General features: G+C 62.7%; 21 protein-coding genes. 2 read left to right on the top strand and 19 right to left on the bottom strand.

Annotated features, from left to right (window positions below):
• Window positions 1-8 precede the first annotated feature (8 nt).
• The 14 genes from purF to leuC all read right to left on the bottom strand — a co-directional run bounded on the left by purF (window position 9) and on the right by leuC (window position 16555).
• The gene (purF, locus tag OIU19_RS23305; protein ID WP_186557691.1) at window positions 9-1514 is read right to left on the bottom strand and encodes an amidophosphoribosyltransferase; all 1506 of its coding nucleotides are present in this window, start codon (window positions 1512-1514) and stop codon (window positions 9-11) included.
• 42 nt (window positions 1515-1556) lie between these two features.
• The gene (locus OIU19_RS23300) at window positions 1557-2111 is read right to left on the bottom strand and encodes a CvpA family protein (RefSeq protein ID WP_186557690.1); all 555 of its coding nucleotides are present in this window, start codon (window positions 2109-2111) and stop codon (window positions 1557-1559) included.
• A gap of 270 nt (window positions 2112-2381) precedes the next feature.
• Window positions 2382-3065 carry an SPOR domain-containing protein gene (locus OIU19_RS23295; RefSeq protein ID WP_264236986.1) on the bottom strand — a complete coding sequence of 228 codons (684 nt, stop codon included), beginning with the start codon at window positions 3063-3065 and terminating at the stop codon, window positions 2382-2384.
• Window positions 3049-4356, bottom strand: a complete 1308-nt coding sequence (gene folC, locus OIU19_RS23290) for a bifunctional tetrahydrofolate synthase/dihydrofolate synthase (protein ID WP_264236985.1) — start codon at window positions 4354-4356, stop codon at window positions 3049-3051. The genes OIU19_RS23295 and folC overlap by 17 nt, the downstream gene beginning before the upstream one ends.
• Window positions 4356-5249, bottom strand: a complete 894-nt coding sequence (accD, locus tag OIU19_RS23285) for an acetyl-CoA carboxylase, carboxyltransferase subunit beta (RefSeq protein WP_264236984.1) — start codon at window positions 5247-5249, stop codon at window positions 4356-4358. The genes folC and accD overlap by 1 nt, the downstream gene beginning before the upstream one ends.
• A gap of 274 nt (window positions 5250-5523) precedes the next feature.
• Window positions 5524-6144, bottom strand: a complete 621-nt coding sequence (locus OIU19_RS23280) for a phosphoribosylanthranilate isomerase (RefSeq protein WP_264236983.1) — start codon at window positions 6142-6144, stop codon at window positions 5524-5526.
• 60 nt (window positions 6145-6204) lie between these two features.
• A complete protein-coding gene (gene truA, locus OIU19_RS23275; protein WP_372353341.1) occupies window positions 6205-7095 on the bottom strand; it encodes a tRNA pseudouridine(38-40) synthase TruA in 891 nt (296 codons plus the stop codon).
• 172 nt (window positions 7096-7267) lie between these two features.
• A complete protein-coding gene (locus OIU19_RS23270; RefSeq protein WP_264236981.1) occupies window positions 7268-9946 on the bottom strand; it encodes a FimV/HubP family polar landmark protein in 2679 nt (892 codons plus the stop codon).
• Window positions 9947-10017: 71 nt separating this feature from the next.
• A complete protein-coding gene (locus OIU19_RS23265) occupies window positions 10018-11022 on the bottom strand; it encodes an aspartate-semialdehyde dehydrogenase (RefSeq protein WP_264236980.1) in 1005 nt (334 codons plus the stop codon).
• Between the two features lie 252 nt (window positions 11023-11274).
• Complete coding sequence (gene asd / locus OIU19_RS23260) at window positions 11275-12387, bottom strand: aspartate-semialdehyde dehydrogenase (protein ID WP_264236979.1); 1113 nt, start codon at window positions 12385-12387, stop codon at window positions 11275-11277.
• Between the two features lie 63 nt (window positions 12388-12450).
• The gene (gene leuB, locus OIU19_RS23255) at window positions 12451-13533 is read right to left on the bottom strand and encodes a 3-isopropylmalate dehydrogenase (RefSeq protein WP_264236978.1); all 1083 of its coding nucleotides are present in this window, start codon (window positions 13531-13533) and stop codon (window positions 12451-12453) included.
• 53 nt (window positions 13534-13586) lie between these two features.
• On the bottom strand, window positions 13587-14351 hold the full coding sequence (locus OIU19_RS23250) for a class I SAM-dependent methyltransferase (protein ID WP_264236977.1): 765 nt from the start codon (window positions 14349-14351) through the stop codon (window positions 13587-13589).
• A 129-nt stretch (window positions 14352-14480) separates the two neighbouring features.
• The gene (leuD, locus tag OIU19_RS23245; protein WP_264236976.1) at window positions 14481-15125 is read right to left on the bottom strand and encodes a 3-isopropylmalate dehydratase small subunit; all 645 of its coding nucleotides are present in this window, start codon (window positions 15123-15125) and stop codon (window positions 14481-14483) included.
• Window positions 15122-16555, bottom strand: a complete 1434-nt coding sequence (gene leuC / locus OIU19_RS23240) for a 3-isopropylmalate dehydratase large subunit (protein ID WP_264236975.1) — start codon at window positions 16553-16555, stop codon at window positions 15122-15124. Before leuC ends, leuD begins: the two co-directional genes overlap by 4 nt.
• Window positions 16556-16685: 130 nt before the next feature.
• Here leuC and OIU19_RS23235 point away from each other — a divergent pair, with 130 nt between their 5' ends.
• Both OIU19_RS23235 and OIU19_RS23230 read left to right on the top strand, forming a co-directional pair.
• Complete coding sequence (locus tag OIU19_RS23235) at window positions 16686-17564, top strand: LysR family transcriptional regulator (protein ID WP_264236974.1); 879 nt, start codon at window positions 16686-16688, stop codon at window positions 17562-17564.
• 61 nt (window positions 17565-17625) lie between these two features.
• On the top strand, window positions 17626-20922 hold the full coding sequence (locus tag OIU19_RS23230) for a PAS domain S-box protein (RefSeq protein WP_264236973.1): 3297 nt from the start codon (window positions 17626-17628) through the stop codon (window positions 20920-20922).
• Between the two features lie 177 nt (window positions 20923-21099).
• On the opposite strand, the gene OIU19_RS23225 is transcribed toward OIU19_RS23230, so the two are convergent.
• From OIU19_RS23225 to OIU19_RS23205, 5 genes are all read right to left on the bottom strand, one after another.
• The gene (locus OIU19_RS23225) at window positions 21100-21546 is read right to left on the bottom strand and encodes an Hsp20 family protein (protein ID WP_264236972.1); all 447 of its coding nucleotides are present in this window, start codon (window positions 21544-21546) and stop codon (window positions 21100-21102) included.
• Between the two features lie 179 nt (window positions 21547-21725).
• The gene (locus tag OIU19_RS23220) at window positions 21726-22700 is read right to left on the bottom strand and encodes a tRNA-dihydrouridine synthase (protein WP_264236970.1); all 975 of its coding nucleotides are present in this window, start codon (window positions 22698-22700) and stop codon (window positions 21726-21728) included.
• A 50-nt stretch (window positions 22701-22750) separates the two neighbouring features.
• Complete coding sequence (locus tag OIU19_RS23215) at window positions 22751-23185, bottom strand: thioesterase family protein (protein WP_186557673.1); 435 nt, start codon at window positions 23183-23185, stop codon at window positions 22751-22753.
• Window positions 23186-23228: 43 nt separating this feature from the next.
• Window positions 23229-24062: an alpha/beta fold hydrolase gene (locus OIU19_RS23210; protein WP_186557672.1), complete on the bottom strand. Its 834-nt coding sequence runs from the start codon at window positions 24060-24062 to the stop codon at window positions 23229-23231.
• Between the two features lie 25 nt (window positions 24063-24087).
• A complete protein-coding gene (locus OIU19_RS23205) occupies window positions 24088-24627 on the bottom strand; it encodes a TetR/AcrR family transcriptional regulator (protein WP_264236968.1) in 540 nt (179 codons plus the stop codon).
• Window positions 24628-24651 lie beyond the last annotated feature (24 nt).

Genomic DNA, 24651 nt, shown 5'->3' with positions numbered 1-24651 from the left:
CTCCCAAATCAGTTGTTGTACAGGTCGATGATCGCGCTGACTGCCTGAGTCTTGACCTTGGCCGCATCGTTGCGAGCCTGCTCGATGCGTTCCAGGTAGGCGTCGTCGATGTCGCCGGTGACGTACTCACCGTCGAACACTGCGCAATCGAAATGCTCGATCTTGATCTTGCCGCCACCGACCGATTCGATCAGGTCTGGCAGGTCTTGGTAGACCAGCCAATCGGCGCCGATCAACTCGGCCACCTGGTCGGTGGTACGGTTGTGGGCGATCAGTTCGTGAACACTCGGCATGTCGATGCCGTAGACGTTGGGGTAACGCACCGCCGGAGCGGCGGAGCAGAAGTAGACGTTCTTCGCACCGGCCTCGCGGGCCATCTGGATGATCTGCTTGCACGTGGTGCCACGCACGATCGAGTCGTCGACCAGCATCACGTTCTTGCCGCGGAACTCCAGTTCGATGGCGTTAAGTTTCTGGCGGACCGATTTCTTGCGGGCGGCTTGGCCGGGCATGATGAAGGTACGGCCGATGTAGCGGTTCTTGACGAACCCTTCGCGGAACTTGACGCCCAGGTGGTTGGCCAGCTCCAGCGCGGCGGTACGGCTGGTGTCCGGGATCGGGATAACCACGTCGATGTCGTGTTCAGGGCGCTCGCGGCGGATTTTCTCGGCCAGTTTCTCACCCATGCGCAGACGCGCCTTGTACACCGAGACGCCATCCATGATCGAGTCAGGACGGGCCAGGTAGACGTGTTCGAAGATGCACGGCTTGAGCTGCGGGTTGGTCGCGCACTGCTTGGTGTACAGCTGGCCTTCTTCGGTGATGTACACCGCTTCGCCCGGCGCCAGGTCGCGGATCAGGGTGAAGCCGAGCACGTCCAGCGCCACGCTTTCCGAGGCGATCATGTACTCGACGCCTTCGTCGGTGTGACGCTGGCCGAATACCACTGGGCGGATACCGTTAGGGTCACGGAAGCCGACGATGCCGTAGCCGGTGATCATCGCCACCACCGCGTAGCCGCCGACGCAGCGGCTGTGCACATGGGAAACCGCAGCGAATACATCTTCTTCGGTCGGCTGCAACTTGCCGCGTACGGCCAGCTCGTGGGCGAACACGTTGAGCAGCACTTCCGAATCGGAGTTGGTGTTGACGTGGCGCAGGTCAGACTCGTAGATCTCCTTGGCCAGCTGCTCGACGTTGGTCAAGTTGCCGTTGTGCGCCAGGGTGATGCCGTAAGGCGAGTTGACGTAGAACGGCTGGGCTTCGGCCGAAGTCGAGCTGCCCGCGGTCGGGTAGCGCACATGGCCGATACCCATGTGGCCGACCAGGCGCTGCATGTGCCGCTGCTGGAAGACGTCGCGCACCAGACCATTGTCCTTGCGCAGGAACAACCGGCCGTCATGGCTGGTCACGATACCGGCAGCATCCTGGCCGCGGTGCTGAAGGACCGTTAGCGCGTCATACAGCGCCTGATTGACGTTCGACTTACCGACAATACCGGTGATGCCACACATGCGACGCAACCCCTACTTTGATGAAACTTGAGTGAAGAGCGCTCAAGGCCTGGCAGGCCCGAGCAACTGTTCCTTGAACGGAAGATCAGCAGGTACGCTGACCCCACTGGACATCCACTGACCGGTCATCCCTAGGATAAGGTTTTTTGACCAGTCAGCGACCAATAGAAATTGTGGTATCAGGCGTGATTCCTGCCACCATGGATCCTGTTGCACCGGCCCCAGGCTCAGCAGCCCGACCGCCACGACGACCAGCAAGGCACCCCGGGCGGCGCCAAAGGCCATGCCCAGGAAGCGATCGGTACCGGACAGCCCGGTTACGCGGATCAGCTCGCCTATCAAGAAATTGAGCATCGCCCCAACGATCAGGGTGGCGATGAAAAGAATGGTACAGCCGGCGATGACCCGTGCCGAAGGCGTCTGGATATAGCTTTCCAGGTACTGCGACAAAGAACCGCCGAACATCCAGGCCACAGCGCCCGCCACTATCCAGATGATAAGCGACAGGGCTTCCTTGACGAAGCCGCGTGTAAGACTGATCAATGTGGAAACGGCGATGATCGCGATGATCGCCCAATCAACCCAGGTAAATGCCACGGTGCTGCCTGCAGACGTTTGAGGCGGCGCATTTTACCAGAGCGGCGGGCCGGGGGTAAGCGGAATGTCGGGGGGGTGAGGCATTGGCATTACCGGCATGGCCTCAAGGGACTGTTTACCCCGGCTACTGCTATCGCGGGGCAAGCCCGCTCCCACGTAGCAAGCGTAGACTCCACAATTCTGGCCTGGCAGGTACCGCGTGGGAGCGGGCTAGCCCCGCGATAGCCTCAGGCCAGGCAGCAAATACCTTGAACACGAAGGCGCCCGTGGTCAGCTACGCTCCGGCTGGAACCTGACCACGAAGCCCTTGAGCTTGTGCTGGCGATTGATCACATCACGCAGACGCTCGGCCTCGGCGCGCTCGATCAATGGCCCGACATACACCCGGTTCATGCCATCGGCAGAACGGATATAGGCGTTGTAGCCCTGGCTACGCAGGGTTTTCTGCAGATTATCGGCACCGGTACGATTGGACAGGCTGGCCAACTGGATCGACCAGCTCACCGGCAGGCCATTGGCATCGATCTTCGACGGTGCTACAGGCTTCGCGGCGCTCGCTGCTGGCGCCGGCGCTGGAGTGGCCGCCGGGCGAGTCTCGACCTTGGCCGCTGGCGCCGGCGCTACCGGCTTGACAGCAGGTGCCTGGGCCTGCGGCGCGGCAGACGGCGCTGGCGCAATCGGCTGGCTCGGCGTGCTCGCCGGCGCAGTCGACTCATCGACGACCACTGGCGGCTGCTCGGACATATCCGTTACCGGCTGCTGCTCAGGCACCTGGATCGTCTCGACCTGCACTTGCGGCAGGCTCGGCATTGCCGGCGCCTGCGGCGCATCGACCTGGACCTGACGCATTTCGTCCTCGCGGGTGAACAACATCGGCAAGAAGATCACCGCCAGCGCCACCAACACCAGCGCACCGACCATGCGCTGTTTCATTCCCTTATCCAGCACTGCCATCTACTCCACCCTCAGGAGCCTGCCGCTCAAGCCATTCCAGGGCCTGACCGACACAGAAAAACGAACCGAACAGCACGATCTGAACATCTGCCGTCGCCTGCGCGCACTGCCCTTCCAAAGCAGCCTCGACGCTGGCATAAGACTTCACCGTAGCGCCGAGGTTCGTCAAGGCCGTTGCCAACTCAGCCGCCGGGCGCGTGCGCGGCGTAGCCAAAGGTGCCACGGCCCAGTTGTCGAACAAGCCCTGCAGCGGCGCTACTACGCCTTGCAGGTCTTTGTCGGCGAGCAGGCCGAACACCGCCAGGCGCTTGCCCAGCGGCGGCCGTGCGGCGAGGCGACGAGCTAGGTATTCGGCAGCATGGGGGTTGTGCCCCACATCCAAGAGCAGCTCAATGCGCTTGCCCTGCCAGACCACTGCACGACGGTCCAGACGACCGGTGATGCGAGTATCGAGCAGGGCCTGGCGGACTTGCCCGGCCTCCCACGGCAAGCCCATCAGCAGGTAGGCCTGCAACGCCAGGGCAGCGTTTTCCATTGGCAAGTCGAGCAGCGGCAAGTCGTGCAACTCGACCGCCGTGCCATCGAGCTTGCGCCCACGCCACTGCCAATGATTGGCCGTCTCGGCCAGATCGAAATCGCGCCCGCGCAGCAACAGCGGGCAGGCCAACTCGCGGGCCTTGTCGAGCAGCGGTTGCGGGGGCAGCAGATCGCCACACAGGGCCGGCTTGCCCGGGCGGAAGATGCCGGCCTTCTCGAAGGCCACCGACTCGCGGCTATCGCCCAGGTAGTCGACATGATCGACGCCAATACTGGTAACCAGTGCGAGGTCGGCATCGACCAGGTTGACCGCATCCAGCCGGCCACCGAGGCCGACTTCGAGCACCACGGCATCCAGCGCAGATTGCTGGAACAGCCAGAACGCCGCCAGGGTGCCCATTTCGAAATAGGTCAGGGAAATCTCGCCGCGCGCCGCCTCGACGGCGGCGAAGGCTTGGCACAACTGCTCATCGCTGGCGTCGACGCCATCGATGCGCACCCGCTCGTTGTAATGCAGCAGGTGCGGCGAGCTGTAGACGCCGACCTTGAGGCCCTGGGCCTGGAGCAAGGCGGCGACGAAGGCACAGGTCGAACCCTTGCCGTTGGTACCGGTAACGGTCACTACCCGAGGTGCCAGCTTGCCCAGCTCGAGCCGCTGGAGAACCTGTTGCGAACGCTCCAGGCCCATGTCGATGGCCGAAGGGTGCAACTGCTCGAGATAGGCGAGCCAGTCGCCGAGGGTACGTTGAGTCATTACGCGACGGCCGCCACTTCCTGAGCTTCGGCCGGGGTCGGCTGGCCAGTCATCTGTGCCAGCAGACGAGCCAGGCGCGGACGCAGGTCCTGACGCGAGATGATCAGGTCGATGGCGCCGTGCTCGAGCAGGAACTCACTGCGCTGGAAGCCTTCTGGCAGCTTCTCGCGAACGGTCTGCTCGATGACACGCGGGCCGGCAAAGCCGATCAGCGCCTTGGGCTCGCCCACGATTACATCGCCGAGCATCGCCAGGCTGGCGGAAACGCCACCGTAGACCGGGTCGGTCAGCACGGAAATGAACGGAATGCCTTCTTCGCGCAGGCGCGCCAGCACTGCCGAGGTCTTGGCCATCTGCATCAGCGAGATCAGCGCTTCCTGCATACGTGCACCGCCCGAGGCGGAGAAGCAGATCATCGGGCAGCGGTTTTCCAGCGCGTAGTTGGCGGCACGGACGAAACGCTCACCGACGATGGCACCCATCGAGCCCCCCATGAAGGAGAACTCGAAGGCGCTGACCACAATCGGCATGCCCATCAGGGTGCCGCTCATGGAGATCAGGGCGTCTTTCTCGCCGGTCTGCTTCTGCGCGCCAGCCAGGCGGTCCTTGTACTTCTTGCCGTCGCGGAATTTCAGGCGGTCAACCGGCTCCAGATCGGCACCGAGCTCGGCACGGCCGTCGGCGTCGAGGAAGATGTCGATGCGCGCACGGGCGCCGATACGCATGTGATGATTGCACTTGGGGCAGACATCCAGGGTCTTTTCCAGCTCCGGACGATACAGCACGTTCTCGCAGGCTGGGCACTTGTGCCACAGGCCTTCCGGCACCGAGCTCTTCTTCACCTCGGAACGCATGATCGATGGGATCAGTTTGTCGACTAACCAGTTGCTCATGCTTTCTTTCTCCAGTATTTGGCGGGCGGGGACCGATCTGGCCGGCCATGCCCTACCCTTGAGCTCATATTCTTCAATGAAACGATGATGGACCGGCTCCGGGGCCCGCTACTGTGCGAAGCCACCCGAACGACCGAACCCTCTTCAATCTGTCATGCCAGCGTCATCGACACCGACTCTGCACCTGGCTGCGCCTGCAACAGCACGCGCGCCTGGCAGCACAAGGCTGCGATAGCTATGGACGATGGCGCGCGGCCAGCCGTCACATCTGCCTTCACGCCTGCTTCACCGCACGCACGAACGCCTCGATCTTGGCGGCGTCCTTGATACCCTTGGCCTGCTCGACTCCACCGCTGACATCCACCGCGTACGGGCCAACCTGGGCAATCGCCTGGCCGACGTTGCCCGGGTTCAGACCACCGGCGAGGATAATCGGTTTACTCAGACGCTGCGGCACCAGCGACCAGTCAAAAGCTTCGCCAGTCCCCCCCGGGACGCCGGCGACGAAGGTATCCAGGAGAATCCCGCTGGCATTGGCGTAGTGCTTGCACTGAGCTTCAAGGTCATCGCCAGGACGCACCCGCAAGGCCTTGATCCAGGGCCGGTGAAAACCGTCGCAGTCAGCCGGGGTTTCGTCGCCATGGAACTGTAGCAGGTCCAGCGGTACCGCCTCGAGGATCTCGTTGAGTTCGCAGCGCGAGGCATTGACGAACAGGCCAACGGTGGACACGAACGGCGGCAGCGCGGCGATGATCGCCCGCGCCTGCTGCACGTCCACCGCACGCGGGCTCTTGGCATAGAAGACCAGGCCGATGGCATCGGCGCCGGCTTCGGCGGCGGCCAGGGCGTCTTCGATGCGGGTAATCCCGCAGATCTTGCTGCGAACGTTGCTCATGGACGGCGAACCTTGAGTAATCGGTGAAAGGCCGGATGTTAGCAAATCACTTTTCGCCCGTCAGTCTGCCAAGGCGTCGAAACCGGTGAGAAAGTGTGGACCAATGTAACGCTGGGGCAAGACGAACTGCTCAGGGTACTCCACCTGCACCAGGTACAGGCCATACGGATGCGCGGTCACCCCGGCCTCGCGGCGATCGCGGCTTTGCAGCACTTCGCGGGCCCACTCGATCGGCCGCTCGCCACTGCCAATGCTCATCAGCACCCCGGCGATGTTGCGTACCATGTGATGGAGGAACGCCGTGGCGCGAATGTCCAGTACGATCATCTGGCCATGGCGGGTGACCCGCAGGTGGTACATGTGCTTGACCGGCGATTTGGCCTGGCACTGGCTGGCACGAAAAGCGCTGAAATCATGTGTACCGAGCAAAAACTGCGCCGCTTCGGCCATACGCTCGACGTCCAGCGGGCGGTGGTTCCAGGTGACTTCCTCGGCCAGGTGCGCCGGGCGGATCGGATCGTTGTAGATGACGTAGCGGTAGCGCCGGGCGGTGGCCTTGAAGCGCGCGTGAAAATCCGCCGGCATCTGCTGTGCCCAAGCCACGCTGATGTCCCGCGGCAGGTTGAAGTTGGTGCCCATGGTCCAGGCGCGCTCATCGCGCACGGCATTGGTATCGAAGTGCACGATCTGCCCGCAGGCATGCACGCCGGCGTCGGTGCGCCCGGCGCAGACCACCGAGATCGGCGCATTGGCCACCTTCGACAACGCCTGCTCAAGGGCCTGCTGGACACTGGCCACACCGCTGGCCTGGCGTTGCCAGCCGCGGTAGCGAGCGCCTTTGTATTCCACGCCCAGGGCGATGCGCGAGTAGCCTTCGGCCGCCGATTCGGCCGCGTCGTTGTCGATGATGTCCAAGTAACTGAAACCTGTGGATGGAACGAAGGGCGGCATTATAACGACAACGGCAGCCTTCTGGGCTGCCGTTGCGGGGGCTTGCATCAGGGGCCACGTCGCCCTCTTCGCGGGCAAGCCCGCTCCTACCGGGACCGCGCGACCCTCAAGATCAATGCGGTATCTGTGGGAGCGGGCTTGCCCGCGAAAAGATCACCACCGACCTGAAGCCTTACACCAACCGGGAAAGCATCTCCTCGGCTTCACTGCGCTGACCGTCATCACCATCCTTGACCACTTCATCGAGGATGTCGCGCGCGCCCTGGTGATCACCCATATCGATATAGGCACGGGCCAGATCGAGCTTGGTGGCCACTTCATCGGCACCGGAGAAGAAATCAAAGTCCAGGTCGTCCAGCGGCTCTGGCTCCTGCGCGGCGTCGGCAGCGGTGAATTGCGCCTCCAGCGATGGCGTTTCGAGGTTCTGCGAGAGCTTGTCCAGTTCGGCGTTGACGTCGTCCAGCTCCGAGGCAAAGTTCTTCGCTGCGGGCGAATCGTCTTCCAGCGACAGCGACAGGTCGAAATCGTCTGGCAGCTCCAGTTCGGAGATCGGATCGAACTCGGGAATCTCGTCGAACGCTGCCAGCTCAGCGGCCACATCCACCGGGGCTTCCTCGGCCGGAGCCGCAACTGGCGAATCACCGACATCCAGATCGAAGTCGGCCAGGTCGTCGACGCTCTGCAGCTCGGCCTCCGCCTGGGCCTGGGCCAGCAGCGCTTCGAAGTCATCATCGGCATCCGTTTGGCTAACTGCCGGTTCAACCACCTCGGGCTGCTCGAGCTGAGCCTCAGGCTCACTAGCAGGCTCAACCTCATCCAGGATCGGCGACTGCAACTGATCATCCAGCGCCAGGTCATCGTCCAGACTCAGATCGAAGGCACTGTCCAGGTCGCTCTCTTCGACGGGTGTCACATCGGCAAGTTCTTGCGGCTCAGGCTCGACGACAGGCTCGGGCCCAACCAGCGACTCAGGCTCGCCTGGTTCAGCAGCCGGGATATCCTGTTCGTCTTGCAGCAGCTCTTGAACGTATTGCTCGTCCAGCTCTGCCGCCAGGGCCGCCGCGCCAAGGCCAGCAGCCGCCACGGCGACCATGGCCGGGAAGCGTTCTTTGAGCGATTCGACCTCAACCTTGTTCTGCTCATTGCCAGCCAGCTTGCGCTCCTGATCGGCAAAGGCGTTCTGGTCGCCTTGACGTGCGTAGACCTCCATCAGTTTCAAGCGCAGGTCGCTGCGCTCAGGCTCGGCGGCCACAGCCGTCTCCAGCAGATCGGCGGCGTGATTGAGGCGACCACGCTGCAGGCTCAGTTCGACTTCGGCCAACAGCTTGTCGAGCGGATCTTCTTGCGGCTCTGGCGCAGGCGCCATCAGCGGGGCGACGACCACAGGCTTCTCCGCCGCCGTAGCGGCCGCAGCAGAAGCCGCCACCACCGCTGGCGACAGCGTCACGCTCGGCGCCGACACATCCAGCCCATCGAAGCTGCTTGGCGGCAGGTCCAGATCCGGGCTGCGCTCACCCTCCTCCGATAAGGCGCGGGCCATGCGCAGGTGCTTCTCGGCTTCCTGCTGAGCCTTGCGCTTGCGTGCCAACAACAGCAGCAACAACATCAACACAAGGAACGCCGAGCCGGCAATCAGGCCCAGCAGCAAGGGGTTACCGAGTAGTTCGTCGAGTGCACTCTGCTCCGTCTTGACTTCAGCGCCCGGCGTGGCCTGCGGCGCGGTATCGACCGCAGCGGGGGCTGGCTCGACGACCGGTTCGGCTGGCGTCAGTTGGGCGTTGACGGCTGGTTGGGCCGGCGCAGGCTCACCCGGCAACGCAGCGACTGGCGGCGTCTGCCCGGCGGCGCCTTGGGCTTCGAGGCGAGCCAGCTGGTCATTTTTCAGTTGGATCAGACGCTGCAGCTTGTCCAGCTGGCTCTGCAGGTCGGTCATGCGGCTCTTGAGTTCTTCGTTGTCGCGTCGGCTGGTGTCCAAGCTCTCCTGGGCGACCGCCAATTTGTCGTTGAGCTCCTTGGCTCCAGCCGCCCCGGCCTGATTGCCAGGGCTGACCAGACGCAGGTTGTCGCCCTGGGCGATGCGCGATGGCGCCGCCTCGGCTGCGCCTCGGCGGGTCGCGTCGAGTTGACGAGCGCGCGGCCCCAAACGGCGGCCTTCGCGCCAGGCGGCGTACTGCTCGGCCACCTCACGGTTCGCTTCGCCTTGGGCAATGCTCTGAATCTGCTGCTGATCCGGCAGGCGCAGGACCTGGCCGATCTTCAGCTGATTGATGTTGTTGCCAATGAAGGCATCCGGATTCAGTGCCTGGATCGCCAGCATGGTCTGCTGCACCGAGCCGCCCTGGCTGTTGCGCGCGGCAATCTGCCAAAGGGTGTCACGGCGTTTGGTGGTGTAGCTGCCAGCGCCGCTGACCGGCGCGCTGATGTTGGCCGCCGCAGGCTGCTCGCCCTGGGCCTTGGCCTGGTCGAGCAGGACGCTGTAGTCACGCAACAGACGGCCCTGCGGCCACATCACCTGGACCAAAAACTTGACCACAGGCTCGCTCAATGGCCGGCTGGAGGTAACCCGCAGCACGCTCTTGCCATTGGGATTGAGCACCGTGGTGAAGGTCAGGTCCTCGACATAGGGTGGATAGGCCACCCCGGCCTTGGCGAATTCTTCCGGCGACGCCAGGCTCGGCGCCACTTCGGCAGCGGAGAGGTCGCGCACGTCGAGCAATTCGATCTCGGCGTCCAGCGGCTGGTTCTGTGCCGACTTGAGGGTCAGCTCGCCCAACCCCAGGGCATTCGCCATGCCGGACGACAGCGCAGATGCTGCCGCCATGGCCAAAACCAGTTTGCGAATTCGAAGCATGACCTCTTCCCTTGTATGAATCGTCCCAAAATCTAAATGTGATATAGGACAAAATTGCTTAGAAGTATCTTTTAGAGCCTGTCTTTTATCAACAATTGAGCGATTTGAACGGCATTCAGTGCAGCGCCTTTGCGCACATTGTCGGTGGTCAGCCAGAGGTTGAGCTGATGCTCTTCATCAATGCCATGGCGTACACGACCAACATAGACCACGTCCTGGCCCACTGCGTCACCCACCGGCGTAGGATAATCGTCCGCTTCGACCAGCTCGATACTCTCGGCCGCTTCCAGGGCCTGATTGACCGCCGCCAGATCCACCGGGCGGCGACTTTGTACGGCCACACTCAAGCTATCGCCGAAAAACACCGGGACTTGAACGCAGGTCACGGAAATCTTCAGCGCAGGCATGTCCAGCAGCACGCGTAGCTCATTGACCAAGCGCCGCTCTACGGCGGTGTGGCCCTGCTCATCGCTGGCACCGACCCGGGCCAGCAGGTTGAAGGCGATCTGCCGGTCGAAGAAGCGTGGCTCCAATGGACGGGCATTGAGCAGCTCTGCGGTCTGGCGCGCCAGCTCACTGACGGCTTCCTTGCCCTGGGCCGACACTGCCAGATTGGCCATGACCTGAACGCGCTCGATATCCAGCAGATCTTTGAGCGGCGCCAGGGCCACCGCCAGCGCAACGCCGGTAGCGCTTGGGCTGGTGATCTGCGCAGGCAGGGTCAGCTTGGCCAGCTGATCGCCATTGGCTTCTGGGACCAGCGCCAGCGCCTGATCGAGGCCACCTGACAGGTCGATGACCGTACAGCCGGCGGCATGGGCCTTGACTGCGAAACTGCGGCTGACGGCCGGGCCCGCGGCGAAGAAGGCCAGCTGGGCCTGGCTAAAGTCGAAGCTGTCAACTTCACGCACACGCACTTTTTTGCCAGCGAACATTACGCTGCTGCCAGCAGACTCCATGCTGGCGAGCAGGTGTAGGGTTTTGACCGGGAAGCTGAGTTCTTCGAGGATCTGCACGAGGGTTTCACCGACGCTACCGGTGGCGCCGATGACGGCGATGTCTAAGGGTTGGCTCATGGGAAATCCTCTGCGGGTTCGGCGGGAGCGGCACTTTACTTGGATTATCGGGCTTGGGGTACCTTCACGGCATTTGATTAGCCTTGGATGCGCTATTGCTATCGCGGGGCAAGCCCGCTCCCACGCCAGCCCGGCCTTGGCTGCGAAACTTGCGTGGGAGCGGGCTTGCCCCGCGATAGAGCCTTAACAGCCCCCTAAAGCAAAAAACCCGCGCTCAGCAAGAGCACGGGTTTTCGGTCAAGCCAGGCGCAATCAACGCTCGAGCAAGATCCGCAGCATCCGCCGCAGCGGCTCTGCAGCGCCCCACAGCAACTGGTCGCCTACGGTAAAGGCACCCAGGTACTGCGAACCCATGTTGAGCTTGCGCAGACGGCCAACCGGTACATTCAAGGTACCGGTGACCTTGGTCGGGCTCAGCTCCTGCATGCTGATCTCACGCTGATTCGGCACCAGCTTCACCCATGGGTTGTGCTGGCTGATCATGCCTTCGATATCGGCCAACGGCACGTCTTTGTTCAGCTTGATGGTCAGCGCCTGGCTGTGGCAACGCATGGCGCCGATGCGCACGCAGATACCGTCGACCGGGATCGGGCTCTTGAAGCGGCCCAGGATCTTGTTGGTTTCAGCCTGGGCCTTCCACTCTTCGCGGCTCTGGCCGTTCGGCAGCTCCTTGTCGATCCACGGAATCAGGCTGCCGGCCAGCGGCACGCCGAAGTTCTCGGTCGGGAACGCTTCACTGCGCATGGCCTCGGCCACTTTGCGGTCGATGTCGAGGATGGCGCTGGCCGGGTTGGCCAACTCTTCGGTGACCGCAGCATTGATGCCGCCCATCTGCTTGATCAGCTCGCGCATGTTCTGGGCGCCAGCACCGGAGGCGGCCTGGTAGGTCATGGCGCTCATCCACTCGACCAGACCGGCTTCGAACAGGCCACCCAGGCCCATCAGCATCAGGCTGACGGTGCAGTTGCCGCCGATGTAGTTCTTGGTCCCGGCGTCGAGCTGCTGGTCAATCACCTTGCGGTTGACCGGGTCGAGGATGATCACCGCGTCATCCTGCATGCGCAGGGAGGAAGCGGCGTCGATCCAGTAACCCTGCCAGCCGGCTTCGCGCAGCTTGGGGAAGACTTCGTTGGTGTAGTCGCCGCCCTGGCAGGTCAGAATGACGTCGAGGGTCTTGAGCTCTTCAATGCTGTAGGCGTCCTTGAGCGGAGCAATATCCTTGCCCACGTTCGGACCTTGGCCACCCACATTGGAGGTGGTGAAGAACACCGGCTCGATCAGGTCGAAATCCTGCTCTTCGAGCATCCGCTGCATGAGCACGGAACCGACCATTCCACGCCAACCGATCAGACCTACACGTTTCATCGCAACTACACCTTTGCTAAAAGTGGGCCGCCACCGAGACAGAACGGTGGCGGGCCAGAGAGATTACAGATTCCGCAGCGCTGCGACTACTGCGTCGCCCATTTCCTGCGTACCGACTTTGCTGCAACCGGCCGACCAGATGTCGCCAGTGCGCAGCCCTTTGTCCAGCACCAGGCTGACCGCCTGCTCGATCGCCTCGGCAGCGGCGTGCTGGTTGAAACTGTAACGCAGCATCATCGACACCGAGAGGATGGTCGCCAACGGGTTGGCAATGCCCTGCCCGGCGATGTCCGGGGCCGAGCCGTGGCACGGCTCGTACATGCCCTTGTTGTTGGCATCCAGCGACGCCGAAGGCAGCATGCCGATGGAACCGGTCAGCATGGAAGCTTCATCCGACAGAATGTCGCCGAACATGTTGTCGGTCACCACCACGTCGAACTGCTTGGGCGCCCGCACCAGTTGCATGGCGGCGTTATCGACGTACATGTGGCTCAGCTCGACGTCCGGGTAGTCCTTGGCCACGTCTTCGACCACTTCACGCCACAGCTGGCTGGACGCCAGCACGTTGGCCTTGTCTACCGAGCACAGCTTGTTGCCACGCACGCGGGCCATGTCGAAGCCGACGCGGGCAATCCGGCGGATCTCGCTTTCGCTGTACGGCAGGGTGTCGTAGGCCTGGCGCTCGCCGTTCTCCAGCTCGCGCTGGCCACGTGGGGCACCAAAGTAGATGCCGCCAGTCAGCTCACGGACGATGAGGATGTCCAGGCCGGCGACGATTTCTGGCTTGAGCGAGGAGGCATCGGCCAGTTGCGGATAGAGAATGGCCGGACGCAGGTTGGCGAACAGGTCCAGTTGCGCACGGATTTTCAGCAGACCGCGCTCCGGACGGATGTCGCGCTCGATCTTGTCCCACTTCGGCCCGCCAACGGCGCCGAGCAGTACAGCATCGGCCTTGCGCGCACGCTCCAGGGTTTCATCAGCCAGCGGCACGCCATGTTTGTCGATGGCCGCGCCACCGATCACGTCGTGCTCCAGGGCGAAGCCAAGCTGGAACTTGTCATTGGCCAGCTCCAGCACCTTGACCGCTTCGGCCATGATTTCCGGACCAATGCCATCACCTGGGAGAATCAGAATCTGCTTGCTCATGCTTTCCTCTATCCATTCAAACGGCGCGCCGGTAGCGGCTTCGCCGGAAAAAACTAGCGCTCAGCCCACAACACCAGCACGTCGGTGCTGAACGAGCCATCGGCTTCGATCTGGTAATACTGCCGCACTTCCTCGCCCATCGCTTGCTGCAATTGGCGAATGGCCACGCGCAGCGCATCAGGAGTGCGCATGCGCTCGACCCAGGAGTTCCACTCAAGGCGCAGGCGCTGGCGGCTGTGGCTGCGCACATGCAAACCTGCCTCGCTGACCTGGCGCTGCCATTCGGCGGCCGAATAATCGCGCACGTGGCTGGTGTCGCGCAGCACTTCGACGCTCTGCAAGTAGGTATCGAGCAATGGGCTGCCCGGCGACATGACATCGACGAACGCCGCCACCCCGCCCGGCTTGAGCACCCGGCGCACTTCGCGCAAGGCCAGGCCCAGGTCGCTCCAATGATGCGCGGAGTAGCGACTGAAGACGAAATCGAACGTGGCATCGGCGAACGGCAAGCGTTCCGCCGCACCGCGTTCGGTAGTGATATTGGCCAGGCCGCGTTGTGCCGCGGCGCTGGCGACCACGTCGAGCATCGAGTGCGACAGGTCATAGGCGACGACCTCGGCAACCAATGGCGCGACGTGGAAACTGACATGACCGGCACCACAGCCGAGGTCCAGCACCCGGGCGTCGGCATGGCCGGCGAGCTCGGCCTGCAGCAGGGCAAACTCGCTGCCTTGGGCATGCACGGCGCTGCTCAGGTAGGCATTGGCCTGCTCGCCGAACTGGCGCTGAACGACGTCGGTGTGTTGGCTACTGGTCATGGATCGGTCCTTATCGGGTTTTGCCTGTGCCGGCGCTATCGCGGGGCAAGCCCGCTCCTACACGATGAGCGCTGCCCCTTTAGGAGCGGACTTGCCCCGCGATGAGGCCGGTACCGTCACTTACACACTTCAGGCATCGCGGAACAACCACGGCTGGCTCTGGCGATGCTTGCCCTCGAACGCCTTGATCGCATCGGCGTCCTGCAAGGTCAGGCCAATGTCGTCCAGGCCGTTGAGCAAGCAATGCTTGCGGAAGGCGTCGATCTCGAAATGCAGCACCTTGCCATCTGGACGGGTCACCGCCTGGGCTTGCAAGTCCACGGTCAACTGATAGCCAGGGTTGGCTTCAACCTGCTTGAACAGTTCATCGACTTCCTCATCGCTGAGGATGATCGGCAGCAAGCCGTTCTTGAAGCTGTTGTTGAAGAAGATGTCGGCAAAACTTGGCGCGATCACGCTACGGAAGCCGTACTCGTCCAACGCCCAAGGCGCGTGCTCACGGCTGGAGCCGCAACCGAAGTTCTCGCGGGCGAGCAGCACGCTGGCACCCTGGTAACGCTCGTGGTTGAGCACGAACTCTTTGTTCAGCGGGCGCTTGCTGTTGTCTTGATAAGGCTGCCCCACATCCAGGTAGCGCCACTCGTCGAACAGGTTCGGGCCGAAACCGGTGCGCTTGATCGACTTGAGAAACTGCTTGGGAATGATCTGGTCGGTATCGACGTTAGCGCGATCCAATGGTGCGACCAAGCCGGTGTGCTGGGTGAAGGCTTTCATGCTGCGCTCCCTTGGATCAACTCGCGGACATCGATGAAGTGACCGGTCACCGCGGCGGCGGCGGCCATCGCCGGGCTCACCAGGTGGGTACGACCACCGGCGCCTTGGCGGCCTTCGAAGTTACGGTTGGAGGTCGAGGCGCAGTGCTCGCCGCTTTCCAGGCGATCCGGGTTCATCGCCAGGCACATCGAGCAGCCGGGTTCACGCCATTCGAAACCGGCTTCGATGAAGATCTTGTCCAGCCCTTCACGTTCGGCTTGCGCCTTGACCAGGCCCGAGCCCGGTACCACCAGCGCCTGCTTGACGGTGGCCGCGACCTTGCGGCCTTTGGCAATGTCGGCAGCGGCGCGCAGGTCTTCGATCCGCGAGTTGGTGCACGAACCGATGAACACCCGATCCAGACGGATATCGGTGATCGCTTGGTTCGCACTGAGGCCCATGTACTTGAGCGCCCGCTCGATCGAACCGCGCTTGATCAAGTCTGGCTCGGCAGCAGGGTCCGGTACGCGCTGATCGACCGCCAATACCATCTCGGGCGAAGTGCCCCAGCTGACCTGCGGCTTGATTTGCGTAGCGTCCAGCTCGACCACGGTGTCGAACACCGCATCTTCGTCGGAGACCAGGCCCTTCCAGGCGGCCACTGCCTGGCTCCACTGAGCAGGCGTCGGCGCGTAGGGACGCCCTTCAACGTAATCGATAGTGGTGTCATCCACTGCCACCAAGCCAACCCGGGCACCGGCCTCGATGGACATGTTGCAGATGGTCATGCGCCCTTCCATCGACAGATCGCGGATGGCGCTACCGGCGAACTCCATGGCGTGGCCATTGCCACCGGCGGTGCCGATCTTGCCGATCACGGCGAGGACGATGTCCTTGGCGGTGACGCCCTCAGGCAATTTGCCTTCGACGCGCACCAGCATGTTTTTCATTTTCTTGGCCACCAGGCACTGGGTCGCGAGCACGTGCTCGACCTCGGAGGTACCGATGCCGTGGGCCAATGCGCCAAAGGCGCCGTGGGTCGAGGTGTGCGAGTCGCCGCACACCACGGTCATGCCTGGCAAGGTCGCGCCCTGCTCTGGGCTGATGACGTGAACGATGCCTTGGCGCTCGTCGTTCATCTTGAATTCGACGATGCCGTATTCGTCACAGTTCTCGTCGAGGGTCTGCACCTGCAGGCGCGACACCTGGTCGGCGATGGCCTCGATGCCGCCCTTGCGCTCAGGGGTGGTTGGCACGTTGTGGTCGGGCGTGGCGATGTTGGCGTCGATGCGCCATGGCTGGCGGTTAGCCAGGCGCAGGCCTTCGAAGGCCTGAGGCGAAGTCACTTCGTGAATGATGTGGCGATCGATGTAGATCAAGGACGAGCCATCGTCGCGTCGCTTGACTTCATGCGCATCCCAGAGTTTGTCGTAGAGCGTTTTGCCAGCCATCAGACTGTTCCTCATCAGCGTGTTTCTATGCCAATAACCCCTTGGCTTGTACGGTCGATGCTATGGGGTTAAATTGAATAACTCAAATTCATAATTTTTATGCTTTGGATAACCTTAAGGAATACAAAAGGTGGACCTGGCCAATCTGAGCGCATTTATCGCCATTGCCGAGACGGGCAGTTTTTCCGGGGCCGGCGAACGCCTGCATTTGACCCAGCCGGCAATCAGCAAACGTATCGCTGGACTTGAGCAACAACTGGACGTCCGCCTGTTCGATCGTTTGGGCCGGGAGGTCACCTTGACCGAGGCCGGGCGAGCATTGCTGCCGCGGGCTTATCAAATCCTCAACGTGTTGGATGATACTCGACGTGCGCTGACCAATTTGACCGGCGAAGTGAGCGGTAGGCTGACCCTGGCAACAAGCCACCATATTGGTTTACACCGTCTACCCCCGCTTTTACGGGCTTTCACCCGCGAGCATCCGAAAGTAGCGTTAGATATTCAGTTCCTCGATTCGGAAGCGGCCTACGATGAAATTCTCCATGGCCGCGCCGAAATTGCCGTTATTACGCTGGCTCCCGAGCCGCACCACTTGGTGCGGGCGGTATCGGTGTGGGACGACCCGCTGGATTTCGTCGCCTCCCCGGAACATCCATTGACCAGCAACGGCGCAGTCAGCCTGGCCGACGTCGCCGGCCACCCGGCCGTGTTCCCGGGCGGCAACACCTTTACCCGGCACATTGTCCAACGCCTGTTCGAAAGCCAGGGCTTGACCCCGAACATCGCCATGAGCACCAACTACCTGGAAACCATCAAGATGATGGTGTCGATTGGCTTGGCCTGGAGCGTGCTACCGCGCACCATGCTCGATGAGCAAGTTGCACCCATCGCTTTACCCGGCGTAAAGCTGTCGCGACAGCTAGGCTACATTCTGCACACCGAGCGAACGCTGTCGAACGCGGCCAGGGCGTTCATGGCCCTGCTCGACAGCCACGCAGGGCCCGCCTGACCGTTCGTCAGCACGGCATTTCACTCTCAGGGACGCGTCATTCGCCAAAGGTCTGGTAACGATGCCCAAATCAGTTAATCGCTTTGCGCGCCTGCCGCGCATTCCTGCGGCCGACCCGCAGGCGTCGGAACAGGCTTGGCAGAATGCCCCACAACTATTGGCCGCCCTCAATGGCGCACGCCTGGGCGCTTGGCTGTGGGACATCGAGAGCGGTCGGGTCAGCTGGTCGCGCGGCACCCAGGCATTATTCGGCTTCGACCCGCAGCGGCCGCTGCCCAGCGACATCGACTACCTCGACCTGCTGCCTGAAGAGGACCGCGCGCGCACCCGCCAGGCCTTTCAGGCGGTGGTCAACGGCGAACCGATCGAACAAGCCATGCGCCATCGCATCCGTTGGCCAGATGGCAGCCTGCACTGGCTGGAGATCAACGGCAGCCTGACCCAAGACCGCCATGGCCGGCGGCAGATGATCGGAGTGATCCGCGAGATCACCCGCCAACGTGAACGCGAAACCGCCCTGATCAACTCGGAAAAACGCTTCGCCACCCTCTTCCACCTGAGCCCCAATGCGATTCTCCTGACCCGCCGTAACGACGGCATGCTGTTCGAGGTCAACCAGCACTTCGAAGACATGTTCGGCTGGCCCGGCGCGCAGATCGTCGGCAAGACCAGCATCGAGCTCGGCCTGTGGGTCAATCCCGATCAGCGCCACCAGGTGCTGGAAGCCACTCGCATCACCAGCGGCCCGGTGACCATGGAAGTGCAGTTTCGCGCCAGCAGCGGCAAGATCCACGACGGCATCCTCTGCACCCAGGGCATTGAGCTTGAAGGCGTCACGTTCCTGCTCAGTACCTTCGTCGACACCAGTGAACGCAAGCGCGCCGAACAGGCACTCAAGGACAGCCAGGAGCGCCTGGACCTTGCCCTGGACTCAGCACAACTGGGCACCTGGGATTGGCACATCCCCAGTGGCATGCTGTATGGCTCGGCCCGCGCCGCACAGCTGCACGGGCTCGACCCAGTACCCTTTCACGAGTCGTTCGATGCCTTTTTCGAAGGCGTGCCGGAACAGGAGCGCAATGTCATGCGCCAGGCCTATCGCAGTTTGCGCGAAGGCCCGGCGGGCAATTACCAGATCACCTACCGGGTGGAGTTGGAAAACGGTGCCTCGCGTTACATAGAAAGCCGCGCCCGGCTCTACCGCGACGAACAAGGCAATCCGCTACGCATGGCCGGCACCTTGCTCGACATCACCGACCAGGTCGAGCGCGAACTGCGCCTGAGCGCGTCGGAAGAGAAGTTCGCCAGCCTGTTCCAGGTCAGCCCCGACCCCATCTGCGTAACCCGCCAGGATTCTGGCCAGTTCATCGAGATCAATCCGGCATTCACCCAGACCTTCGGCTGGAACGCCGAGCAGGTGATTGGCCGTACCGCCGAGGAGATTGGCCTGTGGGCCGAATCGGCCGAACGCGCGCACCGCATCGAGCGGGTAATCCGCGAGCAGGACTTGAGCAATGTCGCGGTGGTGGTCAACCACCGCAGTGGCACAGCCCTGACCTGCGTGATTTCCAGCCGCCTGATCACGGTCGACAACCAACCCTGCAGCGTCACCTCGCTGCGCGACATCACCCAACAGCAACGCGCCGAAGCGGCGCTCAAGGCCAGCGAGGAGAAGTTCGCCAAAGCCTTTCACTCCAGCCCCGACGCTATCACCATCACCGAGCGTGGGACCGGCCGTTACCTTGAGGTCAACGATGGCTTCTGCCGACTGACCGGCTACAGCGCTGCCGAGGTGGTCGGGCAGTCGGTGTATGAGATCGGCATCTGGGCCGATGACAAACAGCGCAGCGCCCTGCTCAACGAGCTCAAGGAGCGCGGCCGGGTGCATCACCGGGAGATGCTCGGGCGCAACAAGCGCGGCGATATTCTCACCGTCGAAGTGTCGGTAGAACCCATCAGCCTCAACGAGAGCGATTGCCTGCTGCTGACCGCGCGCGACGTCAGCCAACTGAAAAACGCCCAGGCGCAGATCCGCCACCTGGCCTACCACGACCCACTGACCAACCTGCCCAACCGCGCCTTGCTGATGGATCGCCTGAGCCAACAGATCGCCCTGCTCAAGCGCCACAATCTGCGCGGCGCGTTGCTGTTCCTCGATCTCGACCATTTCAAGCACATCAACGACTCGCTCGGCCATCCAGTCGGCGACACGGTGCTGAAGATCATCACTGCGCGCCTGGAAGCCAGCGTGCGCCTTGAGGATACCGTGGCGCGCCTGGGCGGCGATGAGTTCGTGGTGCTATTGACCGGCCTTGAAGGCAGCCGCGAGGCGGTCGAAACCCAAGTGCGTGAGCTGGCCGACACCCTGCGCGAGCTGCTCGCCGAGCCAATGTCGCTCGATGGCCAGCGCCTGCAAGTGACCCCCAGCATTGGGGTGGCGTTGATCCCCGACCACGGCGCAACCCCTGCCGACCTACTCAAGCGCGCCGATATCGCCCTGTACCGGGCCAAGGACTCCGGGCGCAACACTACCCAGCTGTTCCACACCACCATGCAGAAGGCCGCCAGCGAGCGCCTGCGCATGGAGAACGACCTGCGCCTGGCCTTGGCCCGGGGTGAACTGGCATTGCACTTCCAGCCCCAGGTGGATGCCCGCGACAACCGCATCGTCGGCGCCGAAGTGCTGCTGCGCTGGCACCATCCGCAACTGGGCCAGCAGCCACCGGCCCAGTTCATTCAGGTACTCGAAGAAAGTGGCTTGATCCTGGAAGTTGGCAGCTGGATCCTCGACGAAGCCTGCGATGCCTGCGCCCATATGCTTCAGGACGGCCTGATCGATGCCGACGATTTCAGCCTGTGCGTGAACATCAGCCCTCGTCAGTTCCGCCAGAACGATTTCGTCGAGCGAGTGCTGCGCAGCCTCGACGACTATCGCCTGCCACGGCACATGCTCAAGCTGGAGATTACCGAAGGCATCGTCATCCAGAACCTGGAGGACACCATTGCCAAGATGCGCGAGCTCAAGCGCTATGGCGTAAGCTTTGCCATGGATGATTTTGGTACCGGTTATTCATCGCTGACCTACCTCAAACGGCTGCCGGTGGATGCGCTGAAGATCGACCAGACCTTTGTCCGCGACGCGCCGATCGACGCCAATGATGCCGAGATCGTCCGCGCTATCGTGGCCATGGCCCGCAGTCTTGAGCTGGCGGTCATTGCCGAGGGTGTGGAATTGACCGAGCAGCTGGAGTTTCTTGAGCGGCTGGGCTGTCACCTGTACCAGGGCTACCTGCACAGCCGGCCACTGCCGCTGCAGGAGTTCCGGCAGATGCTGCTGGAAGCGCCAGCTGACTACTGAAAGAAATACGTGGTAGCGGGCTTGCCACGCGATTCTCGTTTGCGAGGCCGGCTTCGCCACTTGTGCCTTGGCAATCGCGGGGCAAGCCCGCTACCACGCTATGTACATCCATAACATGTACATCCATGACACGCAGAAAGGGCACCCGAAGGTGCCCTTTGGTACATCCCGACAAACTTAGTTCAGCGCAGGTTTGTCGCTGTTGATCGGGATGCGTTTGGCCTTGGCCTCTTCCGGGACGACGCGCAGAAGATCGACGCTGAGCAGACCGTTGGCCAGACCTGCCGACTTCACTTCGATGTGATCGGCCAGGCGGAACGACAACTTGAAGGCCCGCTGGGCAATGCCCTGATGCAGATAGGTCACTGCCGCGGCGTTGCCTGCGTCGCGCTTGCCTCCGCTTACGGTCAGCACGCCTTTTTCAACCTGCAGGTCGAGATCGTCTTCCTGGAAGCCAGCTGCGGCAACCACGATGCGATAGTGGTCATCGCCATGTTTTTCCACGTTATAGGGTGGGTAGCTGCTACCCGCCTCGTTACGTGCCGCGGATTCGAACAGGTCATTGAAACGGTCGAAGCCAACGGAATGGCGGAACAGTGGTGCGAGAGAGAAGGCGGTAGTCATGGTCATAAACTCCTGAGATTCAGCAAGTAAGTCATTACGCGACCCTACTTCGGCATCGCGTACTCAAGAGATAAGGTCCAGGGAAAAGGTTTCAAGTGCAGACCGCAAAATTTTTTTCTAGCTCTTTGTGGGAGCGGGCTTGCCCCGCGATAACGCCCGCACTCACACAACAGGTTCTATCAGGCTACCGCCTCGCACCGCGCCTCACGCCTATCCACCCCCAGCAGCTGGCTGATCCGCTCACAGTCATCCACCCGCCGCAGCTCTGCAAACATCACCACTGCCTCGGGATAACTGCGGGTCAACATCGCCATCCACTGCTTCATGCGCCCCGGCGCATAGCGCGGCGACAGCTTGGCCTGGGCCTGGCGCCAGAACTCTCGCAGCAGCGGCAGCAACGCTTGCCAATCCAACGGCTGGTAATCGCGCCCATCCCGCGCGGCAGCGATCTGTAGGGCCAGATCTGGCCGTGACACCAGCCCGCGACCGAGCATGATGTCCTCTGCCCCGCTGACCTCACGGCAGCGCCGCCAGTCATCCACTGTCCAGATTTCGCCGTTGGCGAACACCGGCACTTTGACCACATCCTGCACGCGCGCCACCCATTCCCAGTGTGCCGGCGGCTTGTAGCCCTCAACTTTGGTGCGCGCATGCACCACCAGATGCGCAGCGCCACCCTCGGCCAGTGCCGTGGCGCAGTCCAGTGCGCCGTCAGGGCTGTCGAAGCCCAGGCGCATCTTGGCCGTCACCGGTATATGCGCCGGCACCGCCCGCCGCACCTGGCTGACAATCGCATGCAACAGCTCCGGCTCCTTGAGCAGTACCGCCCCACCGCGCGACTTGTTCACGGTCTTGGCCGGGCAGCCGAAGTTCAGGTCGATCACCGGCGCGCCAAGCTCGCAAGCCAGCACGGCATTTTCCGCCAGGCACACCGGATCCGAGCCGAGCAGCTGCAGGCGCATCGGCACGCCCGCCGCCGTGCGTGCGCCCAGGCGCAGCTCCGGGGCGAGCTTGTCGAATTGCGAAGGCGGCAGCAGGCGGTCGCAGACGCGGATGAACTCGGTAACGCACCAGTCGATGCCGCCGACGCGGGTAAGCACGTCGCGCAGAATGTTGTCGACCAGCCCCTCCATCGGGGCCAGGGCAATTTGCATGAAGGGGTCTCGGCGAAAAAGGCGGCAGTCTAGCAAACAATCACAGCAGTTCAGGCACCGATCAGCGCCTGACCGTAACCCTCGATAAATTCCGTCGGCATGCGCTTAGGCTTGCCAGTGGACAGTTCGATGCAGACAAAGGTGGTCTGCGCCCGCAGCAAGATTGCACCATCGCGTGGGCGCTTTAGCTGAAAGCGCCGGGTCATGCGCAGGCGCTGGTCCCAGTCGATGATCCAGGTAGCCAGCTGCAGCTCGTCGTCTTCGTAGGCGGCGGCCAGGTAGTCGATTTCGTGGCGAACCACGGCCATGGCCCGGTCCAGACGGCGGTATTCGGCCAGGTCCAGACCCAGGCGCTGCGAGTGGCGCCAGGCGCAGCGTTCCAGCCAAGTGACGTAGACCGCGTTGTTGGCGTGGCCGAGGCCATCGATGTCGTCGGCACCGACGCGAAGGTCGATGATAAATGGCGATGCCAAATCCCAGCTCATGCCCGCTCCCAAAGTCAGTGAACGGGCGGAGTGTAACCCAAGCTCAAGCGCTTTGCCGGGTAGGTTCCTGGGTGCGCGCGAGCAAATCCAGCACCGCTTCGCTCAGGCGCGGATCGGCCAGCACTCGCTGGTGGCCGCCCTCTTCCAGCAGCATCAGGCGGCTGTCGAACCAGGCCTTGTGGATAAGCTGCGCCTCGCCGACCGGGACTAACTGATCGTCAGCCGCGTGCACCACCAGGCCCGGTAGCTCCAGCTGGTAGCCACTGACGTCCAGGCGGGCGATCTGCATGCCGACATCGTGTTCGATCTGGCGAATGAACGCTGCCCTGGCCCGCGCAGGTAGCCCTAAACGCTGAGCAAAGCCGCGCAACACGCCGATTAACTGCGCAGGCGCGGCGATACTCACTGCGGCCTCGGTGCGCAACCCCCATTGCAAGGCCAACATGACACTGGCGCCGCCCATGGAATGGCCAATCACCGCCCGCAATGGTGGCAACTCTGCAGCGGCCTCGAGCAGCGCGCGGGCGAACAGCACCACGTTGGCTTGCTGACCAGGCGACCGGCCATGGGCTGGACCTTCGAGGGAGACCACCGTGTGACCCGCATCGACCAATGCCTCGATCAGCGCCGCAAATTGCGTCGGACGCCCTTCCCAGCCATGCATCATCAACACGGTGGGGCCATTCCCCCAGCGCAGGGCCGACAGTCCGAAGCGCAAGGTGATCCGCTCAGCACGCGCCAGCAGCGGCAGTTCCCACGGTCTGGGTGGCAGGTTGCGGGGCGTCATGAAGGCCCGTCGCATCTTGCCGGCAACATGCTCGGGAGCCAGCCGACCGAGAGTTCCGTTGACGCCGCGAATCCAGCTCAGGGTAGTCATCGTCTTGCTCCAGGGTTGAGGGTGCTCAGATCACCGCCGACTTGGCGGCGCGCAGGATACGGTCGGATAACTCGGTGCCGCTCAAGGCGCGAGCCAGGGCCAAACCACCGACCATCAGGGCCAGGTCGGCAAAAGCTTTATCGATGTCTTCCGGGCAATCGACCATCTGCGCCGTCATCAACTCGACATGCTCGGCCAGCACCTCGCGAAACGCTTCAGGCAGGCGCTGCATTTCGCTCAGGGAGTTAGGTAGCGGGCAGGCGTGCTGGTGAGCGTCACGGTGCTTGCGCGAAAGGTAGAAAGCCGCGGCCAAGGCGCGACGCCCGGCACCATCCAGCGCTGGATCGACCTGGGCGAGCAAGCCTCGGCGCTCGCCGAGCAATTGGCGAAAAGCCTCCAGCATAAGCTCGTCCTTGCTGTCGAAATGCGCGTAGAAACCACCCACCGTCAACCCAGCCGCACTCATCACCTGGCTCACACTGGGGTCCGCCGGGCCTTGCTGGATCAGCGCACTGCAGGCTGCGTCGAGAATGCGCTCGCGGGTCTTGCTCTTCTTGTCGCTCATGGCCTGCCTCGCAAATATTATGGT

Origin of the sequence: Pseudomonas sp. BT-42-2 (genome assembly GCF_025847435.2) — a bacterium.
GTDB lineage: Bacteria > Pseudomonadota > Gammaproteobacteria > Pseudomonadales > Pseudomonadaceae > Aquipseudomonas > Aquipseudomonas urmiensis.
Note: the sequence above shows the minus strand (reverse complement) of the source record. Positions and strands in the feature narration are given on the sequence as shown.